The sequence below is a fragment of the Bacillus sp. JNUCC-21 genome (assembly GCF_041222765.1).
In the GTDB taxonomy this organism is placed as follows: Bacteria; Bacillota; Bacilli; order Bacillales; family Bacillaceae; genus Bacillus; species Bacillus velezensis.
Genome location: NZ_CP166019.1, coordinates 3242319 through 3267066, shown reverse-complemented (window position 1 = coordinate 3267066; position 24748 = coordinate 3242319). Strand labels below are relative to the sequence as shown.

Annotated in this window: 25 protein-coding genes; 7 read left to right on the top strand and 18 right to left on the bottom strand. The window is 47.6% G+C overall.

Features of this window, described 5'->3' with window-relative positions; translation table 11 throughout:
* Nucleotides 1-2: 2 nt before the first annotated feature.
* Genes JNUCC21_RS16590 through JNUCC21_RS16575 form a run of 4 tightly spaced genes read right to left on the bottom strand, consistent with a single transcriptional unit; the run spans nt 3 to nt 4654 of the window.
* Nucleotides 3-1490: a Na+/H+ antiporter subunit D gene (locus JNUCC21_RS16590; protein ID WP_369878339.1), complete on the bottom strand. Its 1488-nt coding sequence runs from the start codon at nt 1488-1490 to the stop codon at nt 3-5.
* The gene (locus JNUCC21_RS16585; RefSeq protein WP_043020758.1) at nt 1483-1824 is read right to left on the bottom strand and encodes a Na(+)/H(+) antiporter subunit C; all 342 of its coding nucleotides are present in this window, start codon (nt 1822-1824) and stop codon (nt 1483-1485) included. The genes JNUCC21_RS16590 and JNUCC21_RS16585 overlap by 8 nt, the downstream gene beginning before the upstream one ends.
* Nucleotides 1824-2255: a Na(+)/H(+) antiporter subunit B gene (locus JNUCC21_RS16580; protein WP_007408670.1), complete on the bottom strand. Its 432-nt coding sequence runs from the start codon at nt 2253-2255 to the stop codon at nt 1824-1826. Before JNUCC21_RS16580 ends, JNUCC21_RS16585 begins: the two co-directional genes overlap by 1 nt.
* Nucleotides 2252-4654: a Na+/H+ antiporter subunit A gene (locus JNUCC21_RS16575; protein WP_369878338.1), complete on the bottom strand. Its 2403-nt coding sequence runs from the start codon at nt 4652-4654 to the stop codon at nt 2252-2254. Before JNUCC21_RS16575 ends, JNUCC21_RS16580 begins: the two co-directional genes overlap by 4 nt.
* Nucleotides 4655-4897: 243 nt before the next feature.
* Here JNUCC21_RS16575 and JNUCC21_RS16570 point away from each other — a divergent pair, with 243 nt between their 5' ends.
* The gene (locus JNUCC21_RS16570) at nt 4898-5116 is read left to right on the top strand and encodes a hypothetical protein (RefSeq protein ID WP_007408668.1); all 219 of its coding nucleotides are present in this window, start codon (nt 4898-4900) and stop codon (nt 5114-5116) included.
* A gap of 43 nt (nt 5117-5159) precedes the next feature.
* Here the strand turns inward: JNUCC21_RS16570 and nupQ are convergent, their stop codons facing one another.
* The 6 genes from nupQ to malK form a co-directional block, all read right to left on the bottom strand.
* Nucleotides 5160-6119: a guanosine ABC transporter permease NupQ gene (gene nupQ / locus JNUCC21_RS16565; RefSeq protein ID WP_003152071.1), complete on the bottom strand. Its 960-nt coding sequence runs from the start codon at nt 6117-6119 to the stop codon at nt 5160-5162.
* Nucleotides 6120-7166, bottom strand: a complete 1047-nt coding sequence (locus JNUCC21_RS16560) for an ABC transporter permease (protein WP_012118308.1) — start codon at nt 7164-7166, stop codon at nt 6120-6122. It abuts the gene before it with no gap.
* A complete protein-coding gene (locus JNUCC21_RS16555; RefSeq protein ID WP_150941365.1) occupies nt 7159-8691 on the bottom strand; it encodes an ABC transporter ATP-binding protein in 1533 nt (510 codons plus the stop codon). Before JNUCC21_RS16555 ends, JNUCC21_RS16560 begins: the two co-directional genes overlap by 8 nt.
* A 141-nt stretch (nt 8692-8832) precedes the next feature.
* A complete protein-coding gene (locus tag JNUCC21_RS16550) occupies nt 8833-9906 on the bottom strand; it encodes a BMP family protein (protein ID WP_007408665.1) in 1074 nt (357 codons plus the stop codon).
* Nucleotides 9907-10307: 401 nt separating this feature from the next.
* Nucleotides 10308-11015 carry a response regulator gene (locus JNUCC21_RS16545; RefSeq protein WP_003152077.1) on the bottom strand — a complete coding sequence of 236 codons (708 nt, stop codon included), beginning with the start codon at nt 11013-11015 and terminating at the stop codon, nt 10308-10310.
* Nucleotides 11008-12609 carry a malate sensor histidine kinase MalK gene (gene malK, locus JNUCC21_RS16540; RefSeq protein ID WP_029326022.1) on the bottom strand — a complete coding sequence of 534 codons (1602 nt, stop codon included), beginning with the start codon at nt 12607-12609 and terminating at the stop codon, nt 11008-11010. Before malK ends, JNUCC21_RS16545 begins: the two co-directional genes overlap by 8 nt.
* Nucleotides 12610-12783: 174 nt before the next feature.
* Between malK and JNUCC21_RS16535 the strand changes: the two genes are divergently transcribed.
* Entirely contained in the window at nt 12784-13341 is a 558-nt protein-coding gene (locus JNUCC21_RS16535) for a YufK family protein (protein ID WP_007408662.1), read from the top strand.
* A gap of 14 nt (nt 13342-13355) precedes the next feature.
* Here JNUCC21_RS16535 and JNUCC21_RS16530 read toward each other — a convergent pair whose 3' ends face one another.
* The 3 genes from JNUCC21_RS16530 to JNUCC21_RS16520 all read right to left on the bottom strand — a co-directional run bounded on the left by JNUCC21_RS16530 (nt 13356) and on the right by JNUCC21_RS16520 (nt 16999).
* Nucleotides 13356-13769 (bottom strand): thiol-disulfide oxidoreductase DCC family protein, encoded by a 414-nt coding sequence (locus tag JNUCC21_RS16530; RefSeq protein WP_014305710.1) that lies wholly within the window; start codon nt 13767-13769, stop codon nt 13356-13358.
* 21 nt (nt 13770-13790) lie between these two features.
* Nucleotides 13791-15665: a transglycosylase domain-containing protein gene (locus JNUCC21_RS16525; protein ID WP_012118304.1), complete on the bottom strand. Its 1875-nt coding sequence runs from the start codon at nt 15663-15665 to the stop codon at nt 13791-13793.
* A gap of 89 nt (nt 15666-15754) precedes the next feature.
* Entirely contained in the window at nt 15755-16999 is a 1245-nt protein-coding gene (locus JNUCC21_RS16520) for a multidrug efflux MFS transporter (protein WP_369878337.1), read from the bottom strand.
* 151 nt (nt 17000-17150) lie between these two features.
* Here JNUCC21_RS16520 and kapD point away from each other — a divergent pair, with 151 nt between their 5' ends.
* Complete coding sequence (gene kapD, locus JNUCC21_RS16515) at nt 17151-17768, top strand: 3'-5' exonuclease KapD (protein ID WP_003152084.1); 618 nt, start codon at nt 17151-17153, stop codon at nt 17766-17768.
* A 24-nt stretch (nt 17769-17792) separates the two neighbouring features.
* On the opposite strand, the gene JNUCC21_RS16510 is transcribed toward kapD, so the two are convergent.
* The 3 genes from JNUCC21_RS16510 to JNUCC21_RS16500 form a co-directional block, all read right to left on the bottom strand.
* The gene (locus JNUCC21_RS16510) at nt 17793-18179 is read right to left on the bottom strand and encodes a kinase-associated lipoprotein B (protein WP_007408657.1); all 387 of its coding nucleotides are present in this window, start codon (nt 18177-18179) and stop codon (nt 17793-17795) included.
* 47 nt (nt 18180-18226) lie between these two features.
* Nucleotides 18227-19510 carry a HAMP domain-containing sensor histidine kinase gene (locus JNUCC21_RS16505; protein ID WP_040238948.1) on the bottom strand — a complete coding sequence of 428 codons (1284 nt, stop codon included), beginning with the start codon at nt 19508-19510 and terminating at the stop codon, nt 18227-18229.
* Between the two features lie 122 nt (nt 19511-19632).
* A complete protein-coding gene (locus JNUCC21_RS16500) occupies nt 19633-20796 on the bottom strand; it encodes a MalY/PatB family protein (protein WP_015240471.1) in 1164 nt (387 codons plus the stop codon).
* Between the two features lie 86 nt (nt 20797-20882).
* On the opposite strand from JNUCC21_RS16500, the gene JNUCC21_RS16495 reads away from it, so the two are divergent.
* Complete coding sequence (locus tag JNUCC21_RS16495) at nt 20883-21143, top strand: DUF1871 family protein (RefSeq protein WP_015418093.1); 261 nt, start codon at nt 20883-20885, stop codon at nt 21141-21143.
* Nucleotides 21144-21167: 24 nt separating this feature from the next.
* On the opposite strand, the gene JNUCC21_RS16490 is transcribed toward JNUCC21_RS16495, so the two are convergent.
* Complete coding sequence (locus JNUCC21_RS16490) at nt 21168-21989, bottom strand: alpha/beta fold hydrolase (RefSeq protein WP_007408654.1); 822 nt, start codon at nt 21987-21989, stop codon at nt 21168-21170.
* A gap of 152 nt (nt 21990-22141) precedes the next feature.
* Here JNUCC21_RS16490 and JNUCC21_RS16485 point away from each other — a divergent pair, with 152 nt between their 5' ends.
* The 3 genes from JNUCC21_RS16485 to yugI all read left to right on the top strand — a co-directional run bounded on the left by JNUCC21_RS16485 (nt 22142) and on the right by yugI (nt 24402).
* Nucleotides 22142-22642: an Lrp/AsnC family transcriptional regulator gene (locus JNUCC21_RS16485; RefSeq protein ID WP_003152098.1), complete on the top strand. Its 501-nt coding sequence runs from the start codon at nt 22142-22144 to the stop codon at nt 22640-22642.
* Nucleotides 22643-23812 carry an aminotransferase gene (locus JNUCC21_RS16480; protein WP_220007491.1) on the top strand — a complete coding sequence of 390 codons (1170 nt, stop codon included), beginning with the start codon at nt 22643-22645 and terminating at the stop codon, nt 23810-23812.
* A 197-nt stretch (nt 23813-24009) separates the two neighbouring features.
* The gene (gene yugI / locus JNUCC21_RS16475; RefSeq protein ID WP_007408653.1) at nt 24010-24402 is read left to right on the top strand and encodes a S1 domain-containing post-transcriptional regulator GSP13; all 393 of its coding nucleotides are present in this window, start codon (nt 24010-24012) and stop codon (nt 24400-24402) included.
* Nucleotides 24403-24449: 47 nt separating this feature from the next.
* Here the strand turns inward: yugI and JNUCC21_RS16470 are convergent, their stop codons facing one another.
* Entirely contained in the window at nt 24450-24686 is a 237-nt protein-coding gene (locus JNUCC21_RS16470) for a DUF378 domain-containing protein (protein ID WP_003152104.1), read from the bottom strand.
* Between the last annotated feature and the right edge of the window lie 62 nt (nt 24687-24748).

The window sequence follows — 24748 nt, the reverse complement described above, 5'->3', positions numbered from 1 at the left end:
ATCTACTCCTTCAAAACAGCTTCAATGTATTTTTCCGGATTCAGCAGATTCTCAGCCGTCTGATTGACATACGGTGAAACCCATTCGGTTCCGAGCCCGAACAGAAGCGACAAAAGGAGAAAAGCGGCTGCCGGATAAAGAAGTCCTTTTGCGGACCGTCCGCCTGCGCCGGGGCCGGGGATTTCTTTTTCTTCCCCCCAAAAAGCCGTCGTAAAAACCTTCAGCACGGAATAGAGCACAAGCAGGCTGGATAAGAGAATCAATACGGAAAACAAAGTTTCCCCCTTATCGAACCCGCCTTCCGCGATCTTCAGCTTGCCCACAAATCCGCTGAACGGGGGGATGCCGGCCAGAGATATGGCTGAAATAAAGAACATCCATCCCACAACGGGATAACGGGTGATCAGTCCGCCCATTTTATGCAGGCTGGCAGTGCCCGTCAATGCGATAAGCGTGCCGGCGAGCATGAACAGCGCTCCTTTAATCAGCATATCGTGAATCAAGTAATAAACCGCTCCTTGAATGGAGGCCGGCGTGTTCATGGCAATGCCGAACAAAATCACGCCGACGGCTGTAATAATATTGTAGATGACGATTTTCATGACATCCGAAAAGGCGATAGATCCGATTACGCCGAATAGCACCGTCAGCATCGCAAGCCACATCATCAATTGGTGGGTAAAGCCCGTATCGTGAATAAAGATCAGGGTGAATACTCTTAAAATGGCGTACAGGCCGACTTTCGTCAAAAGAGACCCGAATAAGGCCGAAATCGCAGCCGGCGGGGCGTAATAAGAGCCCGGCATCCAGAAATACAGCGGGAATATCCCGCCCTTTAAACCGAAAACGATGAGAAGAAGGACGCCGATGACGGTTATCAGCCCGGTCTGGCCCGATTCGCTTATTTTTACGCTTAGATCAGCCATATTCAGCGTGCCCGTCACCGCATATAAGTAACCGACGCCGATGACAAAAAACGCGGATGACACAATGTTAAACACGATATACTTCAATGATTCTCTTAATTGAATTTTCGTTCCGCCAAGCACGATCAGCATGTAGGACGCGATAAGCAGAAGCTCAAAAAAGACGTACATGTTGAACAGGTCACCCGTCAAAAACGCTCCGCTTACGCCGGCCAGAAGAAACTGCACCCCTGAATAATAGAAAGCGCGCTCCCTTTTTTCTCCGATGGAGCGGAAGGAGTACAGGGTGACGAGCAGCCCGATTATGGCGGTTGTCAAAACAAGCAGTGCGGCGAGCTGATCCGCGGCGAGCACAATGCCGTACGGCGCTTTCCAGCCGCCGAGTGTCAGCGTCTGAATCCCGTGTGTGAAAACCGTCTGAACGAGAGCGGCGCTGATGACGATGGAGACACAGGAAGCGGCAGTGCTGAATATTCGCATCAGCATCACGTGCCTGTTCATAAAAATCAGCAGCACTGCGGCAAGCAGCGGCACCAGAATAGGCAATATCACAAAGTTATTCATGTTGATCATTTCCCCTCATTCGATCCATATCGTCCGTTTTCAGTTCCTGATAGGCGCGAAACGCCATCACAAGCAGGAAGGACGTGACGCCGAACGAAATAACGATCGCCGTCAGTATGAGTGCCTGCGGCAGCGGATCGACAAACAACGTGCTTTTTCCGCCCAGTATGGGAGGAGCGCCTTTTTTCAGTCCGCCCATGGTCAGGAGCAGCAAATGGACGCCGTGGCTTAATAGCGCGGTGCCGATAATCACGCGCAGCAGACTTTTAGAAAGCAGCAGGTAGGTTGCCGCCATAAACAAAATACCGGCAATGACAGACATTAAGATTTCCATTATTCTTCCTCTCCAATCGTTTGAATAATGGTCATCGTCACGCCGACAACAACGAGATACACACCTAAATCAAACAAAGTGGCCGTCGCAAGCTCCGTATTCCCAAGCACCGGGAGATGAAAATGGCCGAATGTATGGGTGAGAAAGGGTGCTCCGAATAAGAACGAACCTGCACCCGTTGCAATCGCGATAAGCAGACCCGCGCCCGCCACATAAATAAAATTGACGGGCAAAATCGATTTGACGGTTTTTAAATCAAAGGCCAAAAGCAACAGCACGATGGCCGAAGACGTAATCAGTCCGCCGACAAATCCTCCGCCGGGAGCGTTATGCCCCGATAAAAATAAATAGAAAGAGAAAAGCAGAATGATAAAAGATACAAGCTTCGTTGCCGTCTGAAGGATGATGTCGTTTGTGTTTTGCTGTCTCAACGCTCTTCTCCCTCCTCTTTTACTTTCGTTCTGATCATGCCGTAAATCCCGAGTGCGGCAATCGACAGCACCGTGATTTCAAACATCGTATCAAATCCCCTGAAATCAACGAGGATGACGTTGACGATATTGTTTCCTCCCCCGAGCTTATGGCTGTAAGCGGTGAAAAAGGAGGAGATGCTGTCTTTTGTTTTTTCGCTGGAAGACGCGATTCCGAGCATTGTCACGATGACGCCGACACCGAGAGAAATGATAAAATTCGTCATCCGGAATGTTCTTGTCTTCTTTTTCCGCCGCATTTTCGGCAGATGATAAAAACAAAGAAGAAACAAGGCGACGGATATCGTCTCAATGACGAGCTGCGTGAGCGCCAGATCGGGCGCTCTGAAAATCACGAAAAACAGCGCGAGTGTGTACCCGACAACACCGAGTGAGATAATGGCCGTCAGCCGCGATTTGGCGAACACAGTCGCAATCGTTGCGCTCACCATAACGAGGGACAGCACGATTTCATACAGGCCGATTTCAGCCATGCCTTTCGCTGTCATGGAAAAGCCGCCTTTTGTGACGAACGCCGTTCCGATGAGAATGATAAACGCCGCAAAGATATACAGCAGATAATCCCGCAAAAATCCGGTCATATAAGATGACGTCAGCTGGTAAGATCTTTTTTCCATACTGCCCGTCACCGCATCGTAAAGCTTGTTCAGCGTCAGTTTTTTCGGAAACAGACCGTACAAACGCTCCCATTTAGACAGCGTTACGTAACCGATCGTGCCGACAATGATGATGCCGAGGGTCATCATTACCTCAGCCGTCACCCCGTGCCACTGGGAAATATGGACATGGAATGTATCTCCGCCGGTTAACAGAGCCGGATAAATGGAGTTCATCGCCGGTTCAATCAGGCTGTAAGACAAAACGTTCGGTGCAAAAAACAGACTGACGGCGCAAGCGGCAAGAATCACCGGCGAAATCAGCATGCCGAGCGGTGCTTCATGCGGCGTCTTTTCAAGCTGATCAGGTTTGCGCGCGCCGCTGAACGTTCTGAAAAACAGCTTCATGCTGTAGATGAAAGTGAAGACGCTCCCGATCCATGCGAGAACGGGGAACAGCACGCCCCACGTATCCAGGCTGAAAATATCTGCATGAGCAATCCGCAGCATACTTGTAAAGAACATTTCTTTACTTAAAAAGCCGTTAAACGGAGGGAGGCCCGCCATGGAAAACGTTCCGATCAGTGAAACGGTGAACGTTACCGGCATAAGCGCCATCAGGCCGCCGAGCCTGCGGATGTCCCGTGTTCCCGTTTCATGGTCGATAATGCCGACCGCCATAAATAAACTTCCTTTAAAAGTAGCATGGTTAATTAAGTGAAACACAGCCGCGGTGACAGCCGCCGTAAAATACTCTGAATGCTGGTAATGAAGCGCGGCGGCTCCTGCGCCGAGCATCGATACAATCATACCGAGCTGACTGACTGTGGAAAATGCCAGAATCGCTTTTAAATCGGTTTGTTTAATCGCATTGAAGGAAGCCCATACCATCGTGATCAGACCGACTGAGGCAACCGTCCAAAACCAGACGGGTGAAAATGCAAAAACCGGACTGAATCTGGCAATCACATAAATTCCCGCTTTCACCATTGTAGCCGAGTGCAGATAGGCGCTGACAGGAGTCGGCGCCTCCATGGCATCAGGCAGCCAGATATAAAACGGAAACTGCGCTGATTTCGTAAAGGCCCCCAATAACAGGAGAACCATCGCCGGAATAAAGAACGGATGGCCTGCGATAATATGCACTTGGTTGACCATTTCCCTGATACTGAAAGAATCCGTCATCAGATACATCAGGATAAAGCCGCCGAGCATGCACAGCCCGCCGCCGACGGTAATCAGCAGTGACTTTTCCGCCCCGTAGCGTGATTTCTTCCGCTTATGCCAATACCCGATTAATAAGAAGGATGACAGGCTTGTCAGCTCCCAGAACATATAAAGCACGATGACGTTATCGACGAGCACAACGCCGAGCATCGCGCCCATAAACATCAGCAGGTACACATAAAAGGGGCCGAGCTTTTCTTTGTCCTTCGATAAGTAAAAAATACTGTAAAGCGTCACTAAAGAGCCGATGCCCGTAATCAATAAAGCGAATAACAGCCCGAGTCCGTCAAGATAAACGGTATAGTTAATACCGAGGGACGGAATCCATTCGGCCGCATACCGGACGGTTTCCCCAGCCATTGTTACAGGGAGCTTGCTGATAAAGTAAACAAACAGCACAACGGGCACTATCAGCACAAACCAGCCTGTATGGACTTGTTTTACCCGTTTATAAAGAAAGGGAACGATAAATGCAAATAAAAAAGGCGCCAAAATCGCGAAATGTAACAGCTGCAACAGAAGACCTCCTTTGCTTGTTTTTTCATCAAGCAACTGCTTTATGTAAGAGTGAATCAATCAATTCACGGTCATAGGACCCAGTACAAATTATATCGCACTTTTTTTTACCCTGCTACGGCATAATGTATTCCTTTCTGTGTTTTTGTGGTCTTTTGAACCTAAAATAAATTTATCAAATATCCTGATCTTTGTATATACATTTATCTTTCAGATCAAGCTTTTAAAAAAGGAGCTGGTCAGATGAAGAGAAAGGCGGCGGCCTGTATTGGAATATTTTGTTCTATTATTGCAGGAACATTCATAGCGGACGATTTCTGCAAAACGCGGCAGCAGACGGAGGCAGATAATTGGGAGCGTTTTTTTCTCGGTGCGGAATACGCAGAAGACAAGCTGAGTGCGGCTGAATCAATGCAAACGCCGTTTCAGCCGCGTGAGTATATCAGAATCGTATATAGATGAAAAGAGTTCCGGCACCAGGGTGCGGAACTCTTTTTTGTGGCAATCAGCGTTTTCCTTTAATGTAAGGGATGCCGTTGGCTTTAGGGGCATCCGCGCGGCCGATAAAGCCGGCAAGCGCGAGAATGGTCAGAATGTAAGGAGCCATCAGCATGTATACATTCGGAATGTCTTTGAACAGGGGCAAAAGCGAGCCGATAATGCTCAAACTCTGCGCAAATCCGAAGAACAGCGCCGCCCCGAGCGCGCCGATCGGATGCCATTTGCCGAAAACCAGCGCGGCGAGAGCGATAAAGCCTTGTCCGGAAATGGTGGAGTGCGTGAAATCAAGCGCGATCGTGGAAGCATATACACCGCCGCCGAGCCCGCCGAACAGCCCGCTGATCATGACGCCGATATAGCGCATGCCGAACACGTTGATTCCCATCGTATCGGCCGCCATCGGATGTTCCCCGACAGAACGGATGCGGAGGCCGAACGGCGTTTTGAATAAAATAAACCAGGAAACAAAGGCCAGTACGATGGCTAAAATCGACGTATAATATACGTCGGAAAAGAAAATCTTTCCTAAAACCGGAATATCGCTTAACCCGGGAATGTTCGTTTTGTAAAAGGGCTCCGGGATTTTATCAGTCTGCGCCTTTCCGTAGATCAGCTTGACGATAAACAGTGTCGCTCCTAACGCGAGCATATTGATCGCCACACCGGTTACCGTCTGATCGGCGCGGAAAGAAACCGCGGCGGCCGCGTGAATCAGTGAGAACAGTCCGCCGGCAATCATAGCCGCAGCCAAGGCGAGCCACGGAGCGGCGGCGCCAAGCTCGCGTCCGAAAAATAAGTTGAACATGACGCTTGTAAAGGCGCCGATAATCATCAGTCCTTCAAGACCGATGTTGACAACTCCCGATCTTTCAGAAAACACGCCGCCGAGAGCAGTTAAAATAAGCGGAGCCGCATATACGAGTGTTGCCGGGACAATAATGGATAAAATCTGCAGGAAGTCCACTTACTTCGCCCCCTTTTTCTTCAATTTATCAAGGATGAGACGGATGGCGTAGCTTGATGCCACAAACAAAATAATAATGGCGATGACGATGTCAACGACTTCAGAAGGCACCCCGGATTCAATCGGCATATTTAATGCCCCGACTTTAAGGCCGCCGAGAAGACATGCCGCCAGAACAACGCCGATTGCCGTGCTGCCGCCGAGAAGCGCAACCGCAATGCCGTCGAAGCCGACGCCGGTAAAGGCGCCCTTAACCGCCGCGTATTGAAAGGTTCCGAGTCCTTCCATCGCGCCGGCAAGCCCCGCGAAGGCGCCGGAAATCATCATGGCGTACATCATATTTTTTCTGACGCTCATTCCGGCGTATTGTGCGGCGTGCTGGTTAAAGCCGACAGCCCGGAATTCAAATCCGCTTTTTGTTTTATGAATGATAAACCACATGAGGACTGCCGCAAACAGAGCGATCAGAATGCCCCAGTGAAGGCGGGAGTAATCTGTCAGCTGCTCTAAAAACGGCGAGCGGAGCGACGCGCTTTCATGAATTTTGTCTGTTTTGTCCCGGTGGTCCGTCATGACATCGGAAATGAGATAATTGGTTAAATGAAGAGCGATATAATTCATCATGATCGTGACAATCACTTCGTGGACAAAAAAACGGGCTTTTAAAAATCCGGGAATCAGGCCCCAAATGCCGCCCGCAGCCGCAGCCGCCAATAACGAAAGCGGAAGGTGGATGTAAGCGGGGGCGTCAAAGGAAGCGCCGACCCACACCGCGGCGGTCCAGCCGACAAGGAGCTGTCCTTCAACCCCGATATTAAACAGGCCGGTCCGAAATGCGAATGCCACGGCCAATCCGGACAAAATATATGGCGTAATCTGCCGGATCGATTCCCCGATGTAATACACTTCACCGAAAATGCCGCTCCAAAGAGCCGAATACCCGCTTACGACATTGTAGCCGCTGGCGAGCATGATGACCGCACCCGCAGCTAATCCAAGGATGATCGCAATCAGCGGCACAGCCAGATGAGAAAGTCGATTAATCATGTGTTTTCCCCGCCTCCATTTGCTTACTTCCCGCCATTAAAAGTCCGAGCTCCTGCTCGTTTGTTTCAAGCGGATTGACGTTTGCGATGATGCTGCCTTCAAAGATGACGGCGATGCGATCGCTGAGATTCATTATTTCATCAAGTTCAAAAGATAACAGAAGCACCGCTTTACCGGCGTCACGCTGCTCAATGATCTTTTTATGGACGAATTCAATCGCGCCGACATCGAGTCCCCGCGTCGGCTGGGCCGCAATTAAAAGATCCGGATTTCTGTCCACTTCCCGGCCGATAATGGCCTTTTGCTGATTCCCCCCGGAGAGAGCGCGCGCAGGCGTATATTCATCAGGTGTTCTGACGTCGTATTCTTCAATCAGGCTTCGCGCTTTGTCATAAATCGTGTGTTTATTTAATATGCCGAAAGAAGAGTAGGGCTTTTGGTAATAACTTTGGAGCACGATATTTTCTCCGATCGGAAAATCAAGGACGAGCCCGTGTTTATGCCTGTCCTGCGGAATATGCCCGATGCCGGCTTCAGTGACTTTCCTGGGCGGCATGTTTTGCAGCTGTTTGCCGTTTAACGTGATCGTGCCGGCATTCGTTTTTCTGAGACCTGTAATGGCTTCAATTAATTCAGACTGGCCGTTTCCGTCAACGCCCGCAATGCCGACGATTTCACCGGCTCTGACTGAGAGGGAGAGCTGTTTGACCGCCTCAACGCCGCGCGCGTCTTTAACCGTTACATCAGAAAGTGAAAGCACTTCTTGTTTCGGATCGGCCGCTTGTTTATCCGTCTTGAATGACACTTCGCGTCCGACCATAAGGCTTGCCAGTTCATCTTGATCCGTATGTGCGACATCGAGTGTTGTAATGCCTTTTCCTTTCCGGATGATGGTGACACGGTCGCAGACTTCCATAATCTCTTTTAATTTGTGGGTGATGAGGATAATTGATTTTCCTTCATTGACAAGATTTTTCATAATCTGAATCAGTTCTTGAATTTCGTGCGGGGTCAGTACCGCGGTCGGCTCGTCAAAAATGAGAATGTCGGCGCCCCTGTAGAGGGTCTTTAATATTTCCGCCCGCTGCTGCATACCGACTGAAATATCGGCAACTTTGGCTTCAGGATCAATGTGCAGGCCGTAACGGTCGGATAAATCGCGCACGTCCCGGGCGGCGCGCTGTCTGTCAATTCGGCCGAAAGTTTTCGGCTCTTTTCCGAGAATGATATTTTCTGAGACGGTAAAGGTATCCACAAGCATAAAATGCTGGTGCACCATCCCGATGCCGAGATCGTTGGCTTTGTTCGGGCTGTTGATGTGAACGCGTTCGCCCCGCACCCGGATCTCGCCTTTTTCCGGCTGATACAGGCCGAATAAAACGTTCATGAGTGTCGATTTTCCGGCGCCGTTTTCACCGAGAAGGGCGTGTATTTCGCCTTTTTTCACTTGAAGCGTGACGTCATCATTGGCGACGATTCCGGGAAACTCCTTGCGTATATTAAGCATTTCAATGATATAATCCACCGATTTGACGCTCCTTTTCAGAGATACTTTGATGAGAAAGCGCTTGGCAAAAGAAAAGCTGCAAGAGATGCAGCTTTTCCTTCACCGCTCTTTTCATAAAAGAGAGGGGATAAGCACGGAAGTCTCCTTATCCCCTGATTCTTACTCAGCCTTGAAGGATTTCAATTCTTTTTCAGTTGAAGGGATCTCGAGTCCGTCCGCGATTTTCTTCTTCCAATCGTCTGTTGCTTTGATGACATCGTCAGAAAGGTTCTCCTTGTGATCCGAGATGCCGACTGCATCTTGCGCCAAACCGTATGTTAATGTTTTGCCGCCCGGGAATTTGCCGTCACTCGCTTTTTTCGTTAAGTCCTCCACGGCTGTATCCACTTTTTTGACCATTGATGTGAGAGTGACATTGTCTTTTGTGCCTTTGACTTGACCTTCCGCGTACTGGTCTTTATCAACTCCGATGACCCATACGTTCCGCTTCGGATCTTCTTTTTTTAGATTTTTCGCTTCTGTGAAGACGCCCGTTCCCGTTGCGCCGGCCGCGTGATAAATGACGTCAACGCCTGATTTGTACATGCTTTCAGCCGTCGCCTTACCGACATCGGCTTTGTCAAATCCGCCCGCATATTTCACTTCGACGGTCGCTTTCGGATTTGCGGCTTGTACACCCGCACGGAAGCCGATTTCGAATTTTTTGATCAATTCAGACTCCATTCCGCCCACGAATCCGACTTTTCCCGTTTTGCTCGATAGCGCAGCGGCCGCTCCCACGAGGAATGAACCTTCCTGCTCTTTAAATGTAAGGCTCGCCACGTTGTCTTTTTTGACAACGGCGTCAATGATCGCAAAATTTGTGTCTTTGCGCTGATCGGCGATTTCGCTGATGGAATCCTGCATCAGATACCCGACGCCGTAAATCAGGTCAAAGTGTTCCCGCGCTAATTTATTTAAGTTCGTTGTATAATCTGCATCTGATTTTGATTGAAGATAGTCAAAACCGCTTTTGCCTTTTGTAAGCCCGTTGTCTTTTCCGAATGCCTGAATACCTTCCCAGGCGGACTGGTTAAATGATTTGTCATCGACGCCGCCGATATCCGTTACCATGCCGACGGTAAAGTTTTTACTGCCGGAGCCGTTTGCTTTGTCACTTGAACCGCATGCGCTTAATATGGTTCCGGCCGCCGCGATGAGCGCCATCGCCATTCCGATTTTGCGTTTTTTCAAAGATATAACCCCCCTGTAAAATATGGCTGTGCCGTTCAATTCAGACTTGAGTCCCCGTACCGGATGCAGAATCGAAAAAACTTTCTGATAATAATGATGAGACGTCTCTCTTTTTCCCGCCTTGAGCGGCTGTCTCTTCCGGGTTCGGGACTTATGACTTATCTGAAAAGATCTGCTAACCAATCATAATTTATCATTTTACCCGCCATAAATAAATAGAAATTTGCTTATTTTTTAAAAAATATCAATTTTATGAATCGGCTTCCTCATCTGGATAAAACAGAGGAGGATCAGCCGGGTCATTATCCTTATATAGCATACAAAAAAGGAATCTCAAGCCTTTTGTCACGGGATATGACAGTAAAAAAGCACCGTTCACAGCGGAACGGCGCTTTTTGACATTATAAATATTGTTTGATGCTGCTGACATTGCCGGTGTTGATATGATATTGGAAGACGGGCCTTCCGATTGTGCCGTACGCCATCTCTACATTCAGCACTTGTATGTCTTCCAGAAATTTAAGGTATTTCCGGATGGAGACTTGCGAGATTTCAGTATGCTTGGCGAGATCTTCCGTGGTAAAAGAGCCGTCACCGAAAGACTCAATGCTCGCCCAGATGAGTTTAAGCGTGCTTTTTGTCAATCCCTTCGGAAGGTGAACCTTTTCCGCCGCTTCTTTCTTTTGAAAAAGCTCGGCATCCAATTCTTTCTGTGTCATGCTTCTGTGTGATTGATAAACTTTCTGCTTGCGTCTGTAGTCGGAAAGAGCGGTTTGAAAGCGGTCAAATTCAAATGGTTTGATTAAATAATCGACGGCGCCGTACCGAAGCGTTTTTTTGATGACGTCCAGCTCGCTTGCGGCCGAAATGACGATGACATCAACCGATTCATTTTGTTTGCGGATTTCCGTTAATAGCTCAAGCCCGTTTTTTCCCGGCATGTAAATGTCAAGAAGGATGAGATCGATATGATGCTCGCTCAGCACGTGCAGCGCGCTTTGAAAGGATGATGCGATCCCTTTCAGCTGAAATCCTTCAATCTGGCTGAGATAGCGTTTATTTAATTCACCCACCATGGGGTCGTCTTCAACTATGAGTACATTAATCATCATTTTCCTCCTTCGGTTCATACGGAATGCGAAGACTGAAAGTCGTTCCTTCATTCTTTTCACTTGTCACAATCATATGGCCTTTTAAATTTTCTGTTGCCTGCTGGGTGAAATAGAGGCCGAACCCCCGGTTTGTCCCTTTCGTGGAATAACCTTGTTCAAAAATACGGGCTTGGTCTGCCGCAGACATTCCGGCTCCCGTGTCCGTAATCTCTATATCAAGCTGGCGATCCTGAAACCGCATCGAGCACGTAATGTTTTTTTTCGGCATCTGCGCCACCGCATCGAGCGCGTTGTTTAACAGGTTTCCGATAATCGTAATGAGCTCATGGATGACGGCCGGATCTGCCGCATTCGGGATCAGGCTGCCGAGCTGAATGTCCAGATCAGCGCCCTGTTCGCGTATGTAGCTTTGTTTTCCTAGAAGAAACCCTGCGAGAACCGGACTTTTGACATCACTTATAATCTCGCTTGTTTCCGTCTTCTGCTGAATGGCAATGTCTTTAATGTAAGTGCCGAGATCATCGTATTCTTTTAACTGGACAAGCCCTAAAATGACATGAAGCTTATTCATGAATTCATGAGACTGGGCTCTTAATGCGTTTGCATACATTTTAACACCGGACAGCTGTTCTGCTAAATGTTTGACCTCCGTTTTGTCCCTGAACGTGGCGATCGCTCCGACGGTTTGTCCTTTCAGATGAATCGGAACCTCATTAAAGACCAGCTCAAGCCCGTTAATGCGGATATCCCTGTCCTGAAGCGGTTTTTTCGTTTCAATCACTTGTTTCAGCCGGCTTTTCGGGAGAATATCGTTCACATCTTGATCGACCGGGTTAGTCGGAATACCCATTTTAATAAAAAGCCGTTTCGCTTCCGCATTGGCGAGCTTGATTTTTCCACGCGCGTCAACCGCCAGGATGCCTTCCTTCGTTGATTCGAGCATGGCGCTCCGCTCTTCGAGGAGGGTGGCGATCTCATAAGGCTCAAGACCGTACATAATGTTTTTGACGGTGCGGGCGACAATGACGGCTCCGATGACGCCGACAAAAATACTTACGCAGATGATGAAATAAAGCGGTCTCAAACTGTGGCTGACGACATCCTGTATTTTGTTAAGCGAAATTCCGACCGAAACGACGCCCACTTGTTTTTTATCTTTTCCATAGATCGGTACGAAGGCTCTCATGGATTTTCCGAGAGTTCCCGCTGATGTGCTCGTTTTGATATGCCCGTGCATCGCCGGCTGTTCATCTCCGCCGGTGAATTTCTTCCCGATTTTATTTGCGTCGGGGTGGGTGAGGCGGATGCTGTTCATATCCATCACCACGACAAATTCGGTTCCTGTCGTATGCTGGACGTCTAATGTATAATCCCGGAGCTCTTTCAGCCCTTTTCTTGTTTGCAATGCCTGCGCGACACTCGGTGTTTCCGCGACCAGCTTTGCGGTGCGCAGCGCGGTCGTCCGTTCTTCTTCTTTCACGCGGTCTGCTGTTTGGACGCTGATCGTGAAAAAGGTGATACAAAGTGCGATAAGGACGACAATACAGACGAATATCGTTAATCGGGTTTGCAATTTTAATGTTTTTTTCATAACAGCCTTCCTTACGTTTATCATTCCCGCGTTCTACTTTACTCCGAAAAAGCCGGTTTGTGAAGATCAGGCCCTTATTTCGTAAAAGTGAGGAAAAATGGTATTTTTTATCTTGTCAATGTGTTTTAAGTCCTCCATAATAAGTGAGGTAGATTACAGAAAGGGACTTTTTATATGAAAAATACTTATTGGACGGGTTATTTTCCGCTCGTTGCGATTCTGCTTTTTAGTTCGTCATTATCCATTTCTACCTCGCTTTATGTCATGAAGATACTTCAGACGCTCGGCATGTATCAGGGGATGCTGGATTATTTCTCTGAGAAAGGGATCAGACTGGCGCTTTTTGCAGCGTTCGCCCTTGTGTATTTTATGCTTTTTTCGGCTTTGAAGCTGATTGCAAACACAGTGACAGAGCTGTCTCTTTTGTTTTTCACAAATGACCCTGAAGGGGACAATCTGAAAAAAATCAGATTAGGCTCTTTAATTTATGTAGGCGGAGGAATTCTTTCCTTTGCGCTCGTGCAGAATGGTTTTTGGATTGCGGCGTTATTTGCCGTTGTTACGCTCGTTTATTTGATTTTCATGGTGTACAGAATCTATTCGACACTCTCGATCGTTTCGCTGATCGGTTTTATATTGCTTGAGATTCTGTTTTGGTTTACTTTTGTTATCGGTATTTTGTACATCTTTATCAAGCTTTATAATAGCATAATGGCTAGCTTACCTGTGTAAGCTAGCCATTTTTGTTAAGACAGAAATCTGTTTTTGATCTCAGGGGAGGGGAGCATGCATGCTTCCCTTTTTCCGAACCATTTGTAGCGGCGCCGGGCGATGAAAGAATAGGCTCTGTCCCTGAGGGGGCGGGGCACTGCGAAAAAAACCGCTGACAGCCGCCAGGCTCCGCGGAGATGACGGGAAACCTTTAACACGGCTGCGGATTTTTTGTATATCCGCCCGTTTTCGATAAAAATCATGCTGTCAAATTGTTCTGTCGGAAGTCCTTCTGATGCCAAAAGCTCCCGGGCGGTATCTGATTGCAATGATGCAAATGAGATTTTGCCGGCCGGATCGCGTTTAATGATGAATTGAACGGCGCCGCTGCATAAGTTGCAGACGCCGTCAAACAAAAGAACGCGGTCCGGAAGCTGAGCTGGTTTCAAAGCGGATCCCCTCCGTTATCTTTAATAAGCTGCCTGCAGCGTGTTTTTCCAGATCGAAAGCTGAGGGCTTGCGTCATGAAGATATTCGACGCTTGACGGTGTATCCTTGCCGACCCATACCCCCATCGTATAAGCGTCCGTCAGGCCGACAAACCACATATCGTGATAGTCATTTGACGTTCCTGATTTTCCGCCGACGTACGGGGCTTTAAAGTTCGCTTTTTTTCCTGTACCGCTCTTGACGACGGCTTTCATCATTTCTTTGATCTGCATGTTGGTCCGCACGCTGAATACCTGCGTCGGCTCATCTTTCCATTTTAATATCGTTTTTCCTTTTAAATCAGTCACTTTTGTAATCGCATGGCTCGGCGTATAAACGCCGTTGTTGCCGAACGTGGTGTACGCATTGGTCATTTCAAGCGGAGTCATGCCGTTTGTAAAACCGCCAAGCGCCGCAGGCAGACGGTAATCCGCGCTGACCAGCTTCGCGAAATGAAACGGTTCAAGGTAGCTGAACGCCTTATTGACGCCGACGCGGTCCATGATTCTGATGGCCGGTGTGTTGTACGAGTATTTAAACGCCGTTTCCAGCGTGACCGTACCGTACGTGCGGTTATTGTAGTTTTGCGGGCAGTAATCCGCACTGCAGAATTTGCTTGCGTCAATCTTGCTGTGTGGCGTTGCGCCGGTCTTTTCAATGTAAGGTCCGTAATCAAGCAGCGGCTTAATGGATGAACCGGGCTGTCTGTATGCCTGATAGGCACGGTTGAAATCATATTTATGGTAATCTTTCCCGCCTGAAAGCGCGATAATCTGATGTGTCTGATGATTAATCACGGCCGCTCCGCCTTGGACGCCTGCATACGGCAGATTTTGATTCACTTGGGCGACGACCTGGTTTTGCATATACGGATTCAGCGCCGTATAAATCTTCACGCCGTCTTTTAACAATGTGCTGACTCTGTCTGAAAGCTCACTCTGTATTTTTTGTTTCGCCTTTCCGGAAGCTTTTTCAAGACGTTTGTCATAGCCTTCGGATGATGAAACAAGCTGTGTGAATTCATCATTTACATAGGAAACATAGTCAGGATATTTATTTGTTTTTTCGTTTATATCAAGCTTGATCTTTTCCTTTTCGGCTTTTTTCAGCTGTTTCCCGGATATAACACCTGCTTTTTTTAATCCGTTAAGCAATCTGACTTGTCGTTTTTTCGTATAATCAAAATGCTTGAGAGGATCATATAATGTAGGGTTATTAGGGATGGCGCAGATAAAGGCCATTTCTCCCAAAGTGAGAGATTTCAGCGGCTTGCTGAAATAAAATTGTGCCGCCGAACCGACACCGTATACGCCGTTATTAAAATAAATCGTATTTAAGTAGCCTTCTAAAATCTCATCTTTGCTGTATTTTTTCTCAAGCTGATAGGAATAGGCCAGCTCCGTCAGTTTTCGGCTGAAGGTGCGTTCATGGCTTAAATACACATTCCTTGCCAGCTGCTGGGTGATGGTGCTGGCGCCCTGATCAATTTTATGATCTTTGAAATTGGAGGCGGCCGCCCTGACCATCCCCATAAAGTCAAACCCTTTATGCTCATAAAAATGACGGTCTTCAGAGGTTAAAAACAGTTGTTTTACCTCATTCGGTATTTTATTAAAGGGCACGATCACGCGGTTCTCATGATCGCTGACAATCTCAGAAACAAGGCTTCCGTCCCTGTCATACATGTAACTGTTTTGAACCAGGTTGATCGCTTTTAAATCAATATGTTTATCGAGCACCTGATCAAAAGGCTTGATTTGTTTTACCTCTTTGCCGGAAGCAATAACTGTAAATGCACACAACGGGATAATGCCGAGCAGCAAAATCCATCCGATTATTTTACGTACCATGGTCACTCTCTTTTCTCCTGATTTCTAGCCATATCGTATCATTCTTTTAAGAATACGAGAAGGTTAAATTTAGAAGAAATCGTGATCGCTGCCGGTCAGCCCGCATTTGACGCTGTATCCTTTTGCAGATGTCCCGCCATCCATAAGAGCCCCGCGCCTATTAAAAAGAGAAAGGCGGTGACGTAGAAAGCAGCCGAAATGGAAAAACCGCTTGAGACCGCACCTCCGAGCAGAGGGCCGAGCACATTTCCGAGAAAACGAAAGCTGACGTTATAGCCGAGCACCTCTCCCTGGATGCTGCCCGGCGCCCTGACGCGGATTGCGGCCGTAATGCAGGGGAGCGTGCCGCCCATGACCATGCCGAACAGAAATCTGAAGACTAACAGAATGGAGAGGGAGGAGGCGAGCGCCTGCGGAATGAAAAACACCGCTGAGGCAATCAAAAGCACGATTAAGATCCGGCTGTGGCCGAAGCGGTCGCCGAAGTCCCCCCATTTCCGGGCAAGCAGTAAGCTTCCGAGTCCGGTCGCTGAAAACGCCATACCGGAGAAAAAGGCTAAATTAACAGGTCCGTGCAGCTCATTGACATATAAAGCGAGCAGCGGCTGGATGCTGAAATTGCCGGTCTGCACGATCATAGTAAGCACCATCATCGCCCAAAGCGCGGGCTGGTGAAAAATATAAGAGAGCACCTGTTTTCTGGAATAGGTTTTCCGCTTGTTTTGTTTCTCGCCGAGCGGCTGCTCATTCACCTGAAATAAAACGAGAAGCACCGATGCGAAAATGACAAAAGACGTAATAAAAAACGTGTACGTAAACCCGAAGCTGTCAGCGAGCAGCCCGCCCAGCATCGGTCCGAATAAAGTGCCTGACACCTGCCCCATCTGCAGCGTGCCGAGCGTCTTCCCGGCAGTCTCTTTCGGCGTCTGCGCCGAAATCATGGCAAGCGACGTCGGAACAAAGCCTGTTACTAGACCCATAAGCATCCGCAGGACAAACAGCTGATAAACGGATGTCACAAACCCCATCAATAAAATGCTGACGGCAATGCCGGTTCCTGTAATCAAGAGAATTTTTTTGTAGCCGCGCTTATCGCCGAATCTGCCCCAAAACGGGGAAATCACAAACGCCATTAAAAACGTGACGCCGAACACATACCCGCTCCATCTCTGCACATACCCGCCCGAATGGGGGCTGATCGTTTCGATATATAACGAAAGAAACGGAACAATCATGGTCATGCTGGCGGAAATAAAGAAATTTGTAATCCAAATGACGACGAAGTTCTTCTTACGGACAGAAATAACATCACCTTCTTTACTTTTCGTGTATCTAATCATTAGTATATAGGAATGAATCCGGTATTTGTATTTTCGATGCGGATATAGGAAAATTCATTATTTTTAGAAAATGAAGAAAGTTTCAGAGGGGAAACTGATATACTATCATAAAATATCATTTTTGATCGGAGGAAAGGCAGGTGTAAAAAAAGTGGATCAGCGCAGTCTGCTCATTATTGATTTTGAATTTACAATGCCTGACGGAAAATACAGCCCGCAAAATTTCTTTCCCGAGATTATTGAAGCGGGGATTGTCAAGACAGTGAATGATGAAGTGACTGAAACGTTTTCGAGTTATATCAAACCGAAAAAATTTCCGAAGCTGACGAAACGATGCAAAACCTTTCTGAACATCACCCAAAAAGACGTGGACGGCGGAATCACGTTTAATGAATTCATCCGCAAATTAAATGAGCTTGATCCTGATAAAAACTGCACGATCGTCACCTGGGGCAATATGGATATGAAAGTGTTAAAGCAAAATTGCATGTTTAACCACATCCCTTTTCCGTTCAAAGGAGAACTTCGGGATCTGTCCCTTGAATACAAAAACTTCTTCGGCGACAGAACATTGACCGGCCTTTGGAAAGCGGCAGAAGAGTATGGCGATAAAGGGACGGGCACGCATCATAAAGCGCTGGATGATGCGCGGACGACATACAAATTATTCAAGCTTGTCGAGCGGGATAAACAATATCTTGAAAAACCGAAACCTCCGACGATCGGTGATCGCGTCGATCTGACTGAACTGTTTCGCCGGGCCACATAAAAAAACCCAATCATGCCGACTGGGTCAAGTTCTTTTAAAATAGTCACGCTCTAACGCGGCCAAGTTGTCGAGCGAACGTTCCGCCCATTCTGAGCCGTCCGCTGTAAGCTGATCTTTCAGCCGGGCAGACGCCGCTTGTAAGGAAGCCGTATAATCAGGCACCTCGCCATCAAACGGTTTGACCATCTGATGCGGTATGTTTGTCTGTTCCCCGAATGCAAGCGCTCTTCTTTCATGAAAAAACGGAACATCCGCCTGCTTCGGATGATGAAGATCTCCTTGAGCGGGATGCGTCAGAACGGCTTTAATTTTCACTAAATAGTGATTGGGCCTGACGTCTGTCACTTCCCCTATGTATGCTCCTGTTTTATAAAACCCTTTTACGATTGTGCCGATGTCAAACGTATTCATAGCGTTCACCTCTCTCTAGTTATTCTATAAGAGATCAACGCGGTTGGCTAGTGAACAGCTGCCGGAAGCCTGACTGAGGCCGTTGTGCCCGAGTGCTCGCCGCTGGTGAAACAGACGGAGCCTTCATGATGCTGAATAATCGAGAATGTCACGGTAAGCCCGAGCCCGGTGCCGTTCGTTTTCAGCGTATAATACGGCTTGCCGAGTTTCTGCAGTTCTTCATCGGACATGCCGATTCCGTTATCCGTAATCTGAATGAGAATCATCTCTTCCTGTTTTTGGACGGAGACCTCGATTCGGCCGTTTTCAGAGGGCACGGCTTCAATACTGTTTTTAATCAGATTAATGAAGGCCTGTTTCAGTTTTTTTACATCGCCGAACACATATAAATCAGGTTCGCTTTGAACAGTCACGGTCACCGATTTAAAATTGGCATAAGACTCCATTAAGGAACCTGTTTCCTTTACGAGCAGAGAAATATCAAACTTTTCTTTTTCATAGTCATCCTGCTTCGCCATATCGAGATAATTCGTAATGATCGTCTGAGCCCGGTCGAGTTCGGACAGCACAAGTTTCTGATATCCGGAGTGGGATTTGTCCTGAAGCTGCTCGCCGCTGAACAGCAGCTGCACAAAACCTCTGACGACCGTAAGCGGATTGCGGACTTCATGGGCGACGCTTGCCGCAAGCTCGCTGACGACGGCCATTTTTTCTGAGTGAATCAGCCTTGCCCGCATGGACGCATTCTCATCAATGATCTCAATCAAATAAATGCACAGCAAAAGGGCGCTGACTTGAAAAAAAACGGATACTGCCGCCTCATAATAAACGGAAGATAGATTTTGAAAATTGAAAATATTGGTCGCGGAATAGATGAAGACAGATGCGGTTAATAAGGCGGTTTCAGTGCAGCCGATGAGAAGAGCGAAAAGCAGTTTCTTCCGCTTTGAAAAAAAAGGCCATTTCGTTTGGAGCTGGATAGGGATGATGATTAAAAAAGGAATTAAGGATAAGAAAAAAAGAGCGGAAGGTTCAAACCATATGAGCTGAAAAAAAACGGATGCCGCCCCTGCGGCAAGTCCTGCGGCGGTACCGGAATAAAGCAGGCAGACGATAATGGGAATCAGCTGCAAACCGTAACGGACGGAATGAAGCTCCTGGATGGGAAAAGCCGTACATAATAAGGAAGATGACGCTGCAAATACGGCGACCAGCAGGCGGTTCGCTCTCGGCACAAGCAAATCGGGCTTGCTGAGCCAGAAGACTTGATAAAGAAAAATAGGGAATAAAATAAAAGAGAAGTGAAGCAGGTAATCCTTTACAATCTCCATTTATGCGAAATCCTTTCCTATGTAAATATGAATCTATTATAACATCTTTACCGGAAAAAAAAGTATATATTTCTCTAAAGCGAACGCCCTTATCTCATCTGATAAAGGCGTTCTTTCCGCTGCTAAGCGAGCGCTGCTTTCATTCTCTCAAGCCCTTCTTTTACGGCGGCGGCTGAACAGCCGACATTAAGTCTCATAAATCCTTCGCCGCCCGGTCCGTATTTTGTTCCCGGCTCTAATATGATTTTCCCTTTTTTGAGCATTCTTTCTTTGAGCTCGGCATCCGAAAATCCGTATTCGCTGAAATCCATCCAGATCAAATAGGAAGCGTCAGGCTTCATCATGCGGACTTTCGGCAATTCTTTTCTTAAAAAGTCCTCAGCCAATTTCATATTCCCTTCAATGTAAGGAATCAGCGCGTCAAGCCAAGGGCCTCCCTTTGTATAGGCCGCTTCGATTGCTGCAACCGCAAATGTGTTGAGGCTGGAAATTCCGTTCTGATGCAATGCGGCGGAGAATTTCGCCCGCTTATACCGATCGGGAATGATAATGGCGGATGCCTGAATGCCGGCAATATTAAACGTCTTGCTCGGCGCGACACAAGTAACGGAAATCCGCGCAAACTCCTCAGACAGAGAAGCGAAAGGCGTATGCGGCTTTCCGTACAGCATCAAGTCGGAATGTATCTCGTCAGAAACGACGGTAACGTTATGGGCGGCGCACAGCGATCCGAGCTTCATAAGCTCATCCCGGCTCCACGCTCTGCCGGACGGATTGTGGGGATTACAAAGAATCATCAGCTTGACCTCAGAATCGTTCAGCTTTTTCTCAAGATCCTCAAAATCCATACAGTAGACGCCGTTTTCTTCCCGTAACGGGTTATGTAAAACCTGCCGTTTGTTTTCCTTGATCATCTGATAAAAAGGCGTATACACCGGTGATTGAATCAACACCGGATCGCCCGGTTCGGTAAAGGCTTGTACGGCCATGCTGATTGCCGTGACAACACCGGGACTGAACGCGATGCTTGCGGGATCGGGCCGGTAGCCGTGCCGCGTCTCAAGCCATGAAGCGACGGCTTCTCTTGTGTTTTCGTCAGGAGACGTATAACCGAATATGCCGTGGTCAAGGCGGGCTTTTAAGGCGTCAGTGACCGCTTCGGGAGCGCGGAAATCCATATCGGCAACCCACATCGGAAGCGCATCCGATACGCCGAATAACGCTTCCGCCTTGTCCCATTTCACCGATTGTGTGCCAAGACGGTTTTCTCGAAGATCAAAGTTCATGTATGTCACTCCTGTAGTATCATTATTTTGCACAGCGTATCTATGATAAAATAGAATTGCAAACTTTATTATAAGCGGTGATGAAAATGGAAGAAAGCCAAGCGGTCATGGAAATGATGAAAATCATTGCCAAGTGGGACCCGTTTAAATATGGAGAAGATTTTTATGAGACAGAAGCCGTCGATATCGTTCAGGCCGTCTACAGTGAAGACCGTGCCGACAAGCTGGCAGCAGCCATTCAGGATATCTTTGAAGCTTCATTTGAGCGAAAGCTTCCGATCGAAGGCTGCCAAAAGGCCGCCGAGCAGCTTCTGTTCATAAAAGAAAGCAGCTCCTGCACCCCTTAAAAACCGGCGGTTCCGCCGGTTTTTTTATTGAATAAATTCAAAAATCCGCTCCGAAACAAACTCCGGGCGCTCTTCGGGTACGAGGTGCCCCGTATCCTTGAGTGAATACAGAATGGAATCCGGCAGGTCGTCATGAAGCCGTTTTCCGACTGAGACCGGAACGACACGGTCTTCTTCTCCCCAGATTAAAAGAGCGGGGTTTTGCACTTTCTTCAAATCCTCGGGCTCTAAATCGCCCTCCCTATGTCTGATAAACCTTGTCATCGCTTTGAAAATCTGGCGGTCTGTAAATGGTTTTTCGTAACCGTCAATCATTTCCTGATCGATAAGCGTCCGGTCGTGAACGACATTTAACAGGTTGTTCAGCACGCCGTCTTTTGAAAGCCAATACTTAAGATACAGGTCAAAACAAGGGAGATGCGTCCCGAATATAATCGACGGGTGCGAGCGCTTTAAATACCCCGAGCTGCACAGCAGGACGATTTTAGAAAAAAGCTCGGGTCTGAGAAGAGACGCGGATAAGGAAATCTGGCCGCCCATTGAATGGCCGATGAGTGCGGCCCGGCTGATACCGAGCTTTTCCAGAAGTCCGATCAGAAGCTTGGCGAGGTTTGCGTAAGTATATACGAATGTCCGTGACTTTTCCGATTGCCCGAAAGGAGGCAGGTCAACGGCGATAATATCATAATGGTTTCTGAGCAGCGGGATCAGTTTTCTGAAGCTGAATGCCGAAGATAAAAAACCGTGTACACAGACGAGTGTCTGTCTGCCGGGATTTTCATAATGCTCGTAATACAGCTCAACTCCGTCTATCGCGGCCCGTTTAATCGGTGAAACAGCTTCCATGAGAGCCTTCGCCGTCCTTTCTTTGTTGTAATGTAAAGGCTTTTTTGATTGTCAGATTTTAGCTCTGGTTTCTTTCGGGTTTTTCTTAGCATTTGTCGAAAATCGTGATATAATGTCATGAAGATTTTTGATAATGCAAAGGTGTGAAACGTATGAAGCTGACCGAAAAAGAAACAGAAATATTAGAAATTTTAGACGAAAACAGCCGCGTTGATGCGGAAACGATTGCGAAAATGGCAAACATTCCCGCTGAAGAAGTCAAAAGCATCATTGAAAAGCTTGAAAAGGAAAAAGTCATCATTGATTATGCGGCGATGATCGACTGGCGCAAAGTCGACGGTTTGGAAGGCGTCACGGCGATGATTGACGTAAAAGTCACTCCGAAACGAAATGTCGGCTTTGATGAAGTCGCTGAGCGGATATACAGATTCCAGGAAGTTGAATCAGTGTACCTGATGTCAGGGGTGTATGACTTATCCGTCGTTATTCGCGGCAACACGATGTCAGACGTGGCAAGCTTCGTGTCTGAAAAATTGTCCACCCTTGAGTCTGTCGTTTCCACGACAACGCACTTCATCCTGAAAAAATATAAGCATGACGGCAAAGTCTTTGAAAGCGGAGACGATGACAAAAGAATCGTGGTGTCTCCGTAAATGGAAACGAAGACTTCTTATTTATCTGACTACGTGCAGCAGATTAAACCGTCAGGCATCCGCAAATTCTTTGATCTGGCCGCTACGATGGAAGGCGTCATTTCACTGGGAGTGGGAGAGCCTGACTTTGTGACGGCCTGGAACGTGAGGGAAGCGAGTATTCTTTCTTTAGAACAGGGTTATACGGCTTATACCGCAAATGCGGGTCTTTATGAACTGAGAGAAGAAATCAGCCGCTATTTAGATCAGCGGTTCGGCCTGAGTTATTCGCCTGACAGTGAACTGATCGTTACTGTAGGGGCAAGCCAGGCGCTTGATCTCGCTGTCCGCGCCATTATGAATCCTGGAGAGGAAATGTTAATTCCCGAACCGTGTTTTGTCGCATATGAATCACTCGTGACCCTGACGGGGGCGAAGCCGGTGCCGATTCAGACTGTCGCTGCAAAAGGTTTCAAAGCATCCCCAGCCGATTTTGAAGCGGCCCTGACGGACAAAACAAAAGCGCTGCTTCTATGCTCGCCGTCAAATCCGACAGGTTCCGTCTATTCGAAAGAAGAGCTTGAATCCATCGCTGCTTTCGCTGAAAAACACGACTTGATCGTGCTTGCTGATGAAATTTATGCCGAGCTGACGTATGATGAGCCATTCACGAGCATGGGGGCCATCCGCGGCATGAAGGAACGCACGGTTCTTATTTCCGGCTTCTCCAAAGCATTTGCCATGACGGGATGGAGACTCGGATTTACGGCGGCGCCTCCCGTGATCAGGGATGCGATGCTCAAAATTCATCAGCACGCGATGATGTGCGCGCCTTCCATGGCTCAGTACGCGGCGCTTGAAGGGCTGAAAAACGGCCAGGAAGACGTCGAAAGAATGAAGAAAAGCTATCGGAGACGCCGAAACCTGATTGTGGAGACATTGAACGAAATCGGACTCAGCTGCCACCACCCCGGCGGAGCATTTTACGCCTTTCCTTCCATTCAGTCGACCGGCATGAGTTCAGAAGAATTCGCGGAACAGCTGCTCATTGAAGAAAAAGTAGCCGTCGTTCCGGGGAATGTATTCGGCCCGAGCGGCGAAGGCTACATCAGATGTTCCTATGCGACATCCATTGAGCAGATTCAGGAAGCGCTCGTCAGAATCAAACGGTTTGTTGAAAAAAGGGCATAAAAAAAGATACGAACCCGGTTCGCATCCAAATAAAAGGGGGGGAATACTAGAAAGCCTTCGTAATCATAGTATACCCTCCTTTATCTGTGCTTAAACTTGATTATGTAAAAAAGTTCTCTTTGCGAAAAACAAACTTGTATGATATAATTTTAAATTGCGTATAATCTGTATTTAATTTAACTTAGGAGTTGTTATGAATGGCAGCAAAATTTGAAGTGGGCAGTGTTTACACTGGTAAAGTAACAGGATTACAAGCGTATGGTGCGTTTGTTGCATTAGATGAAGAAACTCAAGGACTTGTTCACATTTCTGAAGTCACTCACGGTTTCGTAAAAGACATTAACGAACACCTTTCTATCGGTGACGAAGTACAAGTAAAAGTACTTGCGGTTGACGAAGAAAAAGGCAAAATCAGCCTTTCTATCCGTGCAACTCAAGCGGCGCCTGAAAGAAAAGAAAGCAAACCAAGAAAACCGAAAGCGGCACAAGCTTCTGAAGAAACTTCTGCTCCGCAAGGTTTCAACACATTGAAAGATAAGCTTGAAGAGTGGATTGAACAGTCCAACCGCAAAGACCTTATCAAAAAATAATCATTAAAAAAAGCACCGGATATGTATGTTCGGTGCTTTTTTTATGTTTATCTGACTTCCGGATTTGCCGCTTCCTCGCGGGATGTTTCTTCGTTCGGCTTAAACAGCAGGCCGAGATTGATCAGGCCGGCGATGCCGACAAGGCCGTAAATAATCCGCGACAGAGCTGATCCTTGGCCGCCGAAGATGGCTGCTACTAAATCAAATTGGAAAAACCCGATCAGTCCCCAGTTAATAGCGCCGATAATCGTTAATACGAGACAGATACGCTGAATAACACTCATGTAAACAACCTCCTCTATGAATTCGTGAAACAGTTATAGATTGTGACAAAGCAAAGAATCTA

Bases quoted from the DNA above. Each gene is read 5' to 3' on its own strand.
- yugI (WP_007408653.1), top strand. From the start codon at position 24,010: ATGGCAGCAAAATTTGAAGTGGGCAGTGTTTACACTGGTAAAGTAACA.
- JNUCC21_RS16585 (WP_043020758.1), bottom strand. From the start codon at position 1,824: ATGGAAATCTTAATGTCTGTCATTGCCGGTATTTTGTTTATGGCGGCA.
- JNUCC21_RS16480 (WP_220007491.1), top strand. From the start codon at position 22,643: ATGGAAACGAAGACTTCTTATTTATCTGACTACGTGCAGCAGATTAAA.
- JNUCC21_RS16470 (WP_003152104.1), bottom strand. From the start codon at position 24,686: ATGAGTGTTATTCAGCGTATCTGTCTCGTATTAACGATTATCGGCGCT.
- JNUCC21_RS16495 (WP_015418093.1), top strand. From the start codon at position 20,883: ATGGAAGAAAGCCAAGCGGTCATGGAAATGATGAAAATCATTGCCAAG.
- JNUCC21_RS16490 (WP_007408654.1), bottom strand. From the start codon at position 21,989: ATGGAAGCTGTTTCACCGATTAAACGGGCCGCGATAGACGGAGTTGAG.
- JNUCC21_RS16510 (WP_007408657.1), bottom strand. From the start codon at position 18,179: ATGAATACGTTTGACATCGGCACAATCGTAAAAGGGTTTTATAAAACA.
- JNUCC21_RS16500 (WP_015240471.1), bottom strand. From the start codon at position 20,796: ATGAACTTTGATCTTCGAGAAAACCGTCTTGGCACACAATCGGTGAAA.
- JNUCC21_RS16535 (WP_007408662.1), top strand. From the start codon at position 12,784: ATGAAAAATACTTATTGGACGGGTTATTTTCCGCTCGTTGCGATTCTG.
- JNUCC21_RS16520 (WP_369878337.1), bottom strand. From the start codon at position 16,999: ATGATTAGATACACGAAAAGTAAAGAAGGTGATGTTATTTCTGTCCGT.
- malK (WP_029326022.1), bottom strand. From the start codon at position 12,609: ATGAAAAAAACATTAAAATTGCAAACCCGATTAACGATATTCGTCTGT.
- JNUCC21_RS16485 (WP_003152098.1), top strand. From the start codon at position 22,142: ATGAAGCTGACCGAAAAAGAAACAGAAATATTAGAAATTTTAGACGAA.
- JNUCC21_RS16545 (WP_003152077.1), bottom strand. From the start codon at position 11,015: ATGATTAATGTACTCATAGTTGAAGACGACCCCATGGTGGGTGAATTA.
- JNUCC21_RS16560 (WP_012118308.1), bottom strand. From the start codon at position 7,166: ATGATTAATCGACTTTCTCATCTGGCTGTGCCGCTGATTGCGATCATC.
- JNUCC21_RS16505 (WP_040238948.1), bottom strand. From the start codon at position 19,510: ATGGAGATTGTAAAGGATTACCTGCTTCACTTCTCTTTTATTTTATTC.
- JNUCC21_RS16590 (WP_369878339.1), bottom strand. From the start codon at position 1,490: ATGAATAACTTTGTGATATTGCCTATTCTGGTGCCGCTGCTTGCCGCA.
- JNUCC21_RS16570 (WP_007408668.1), top strand. From the start codon at position 4,898: ATGAAGAGAAAGGCGGCGGCCTGTATTGGAATATTTTGTTCTATTATT.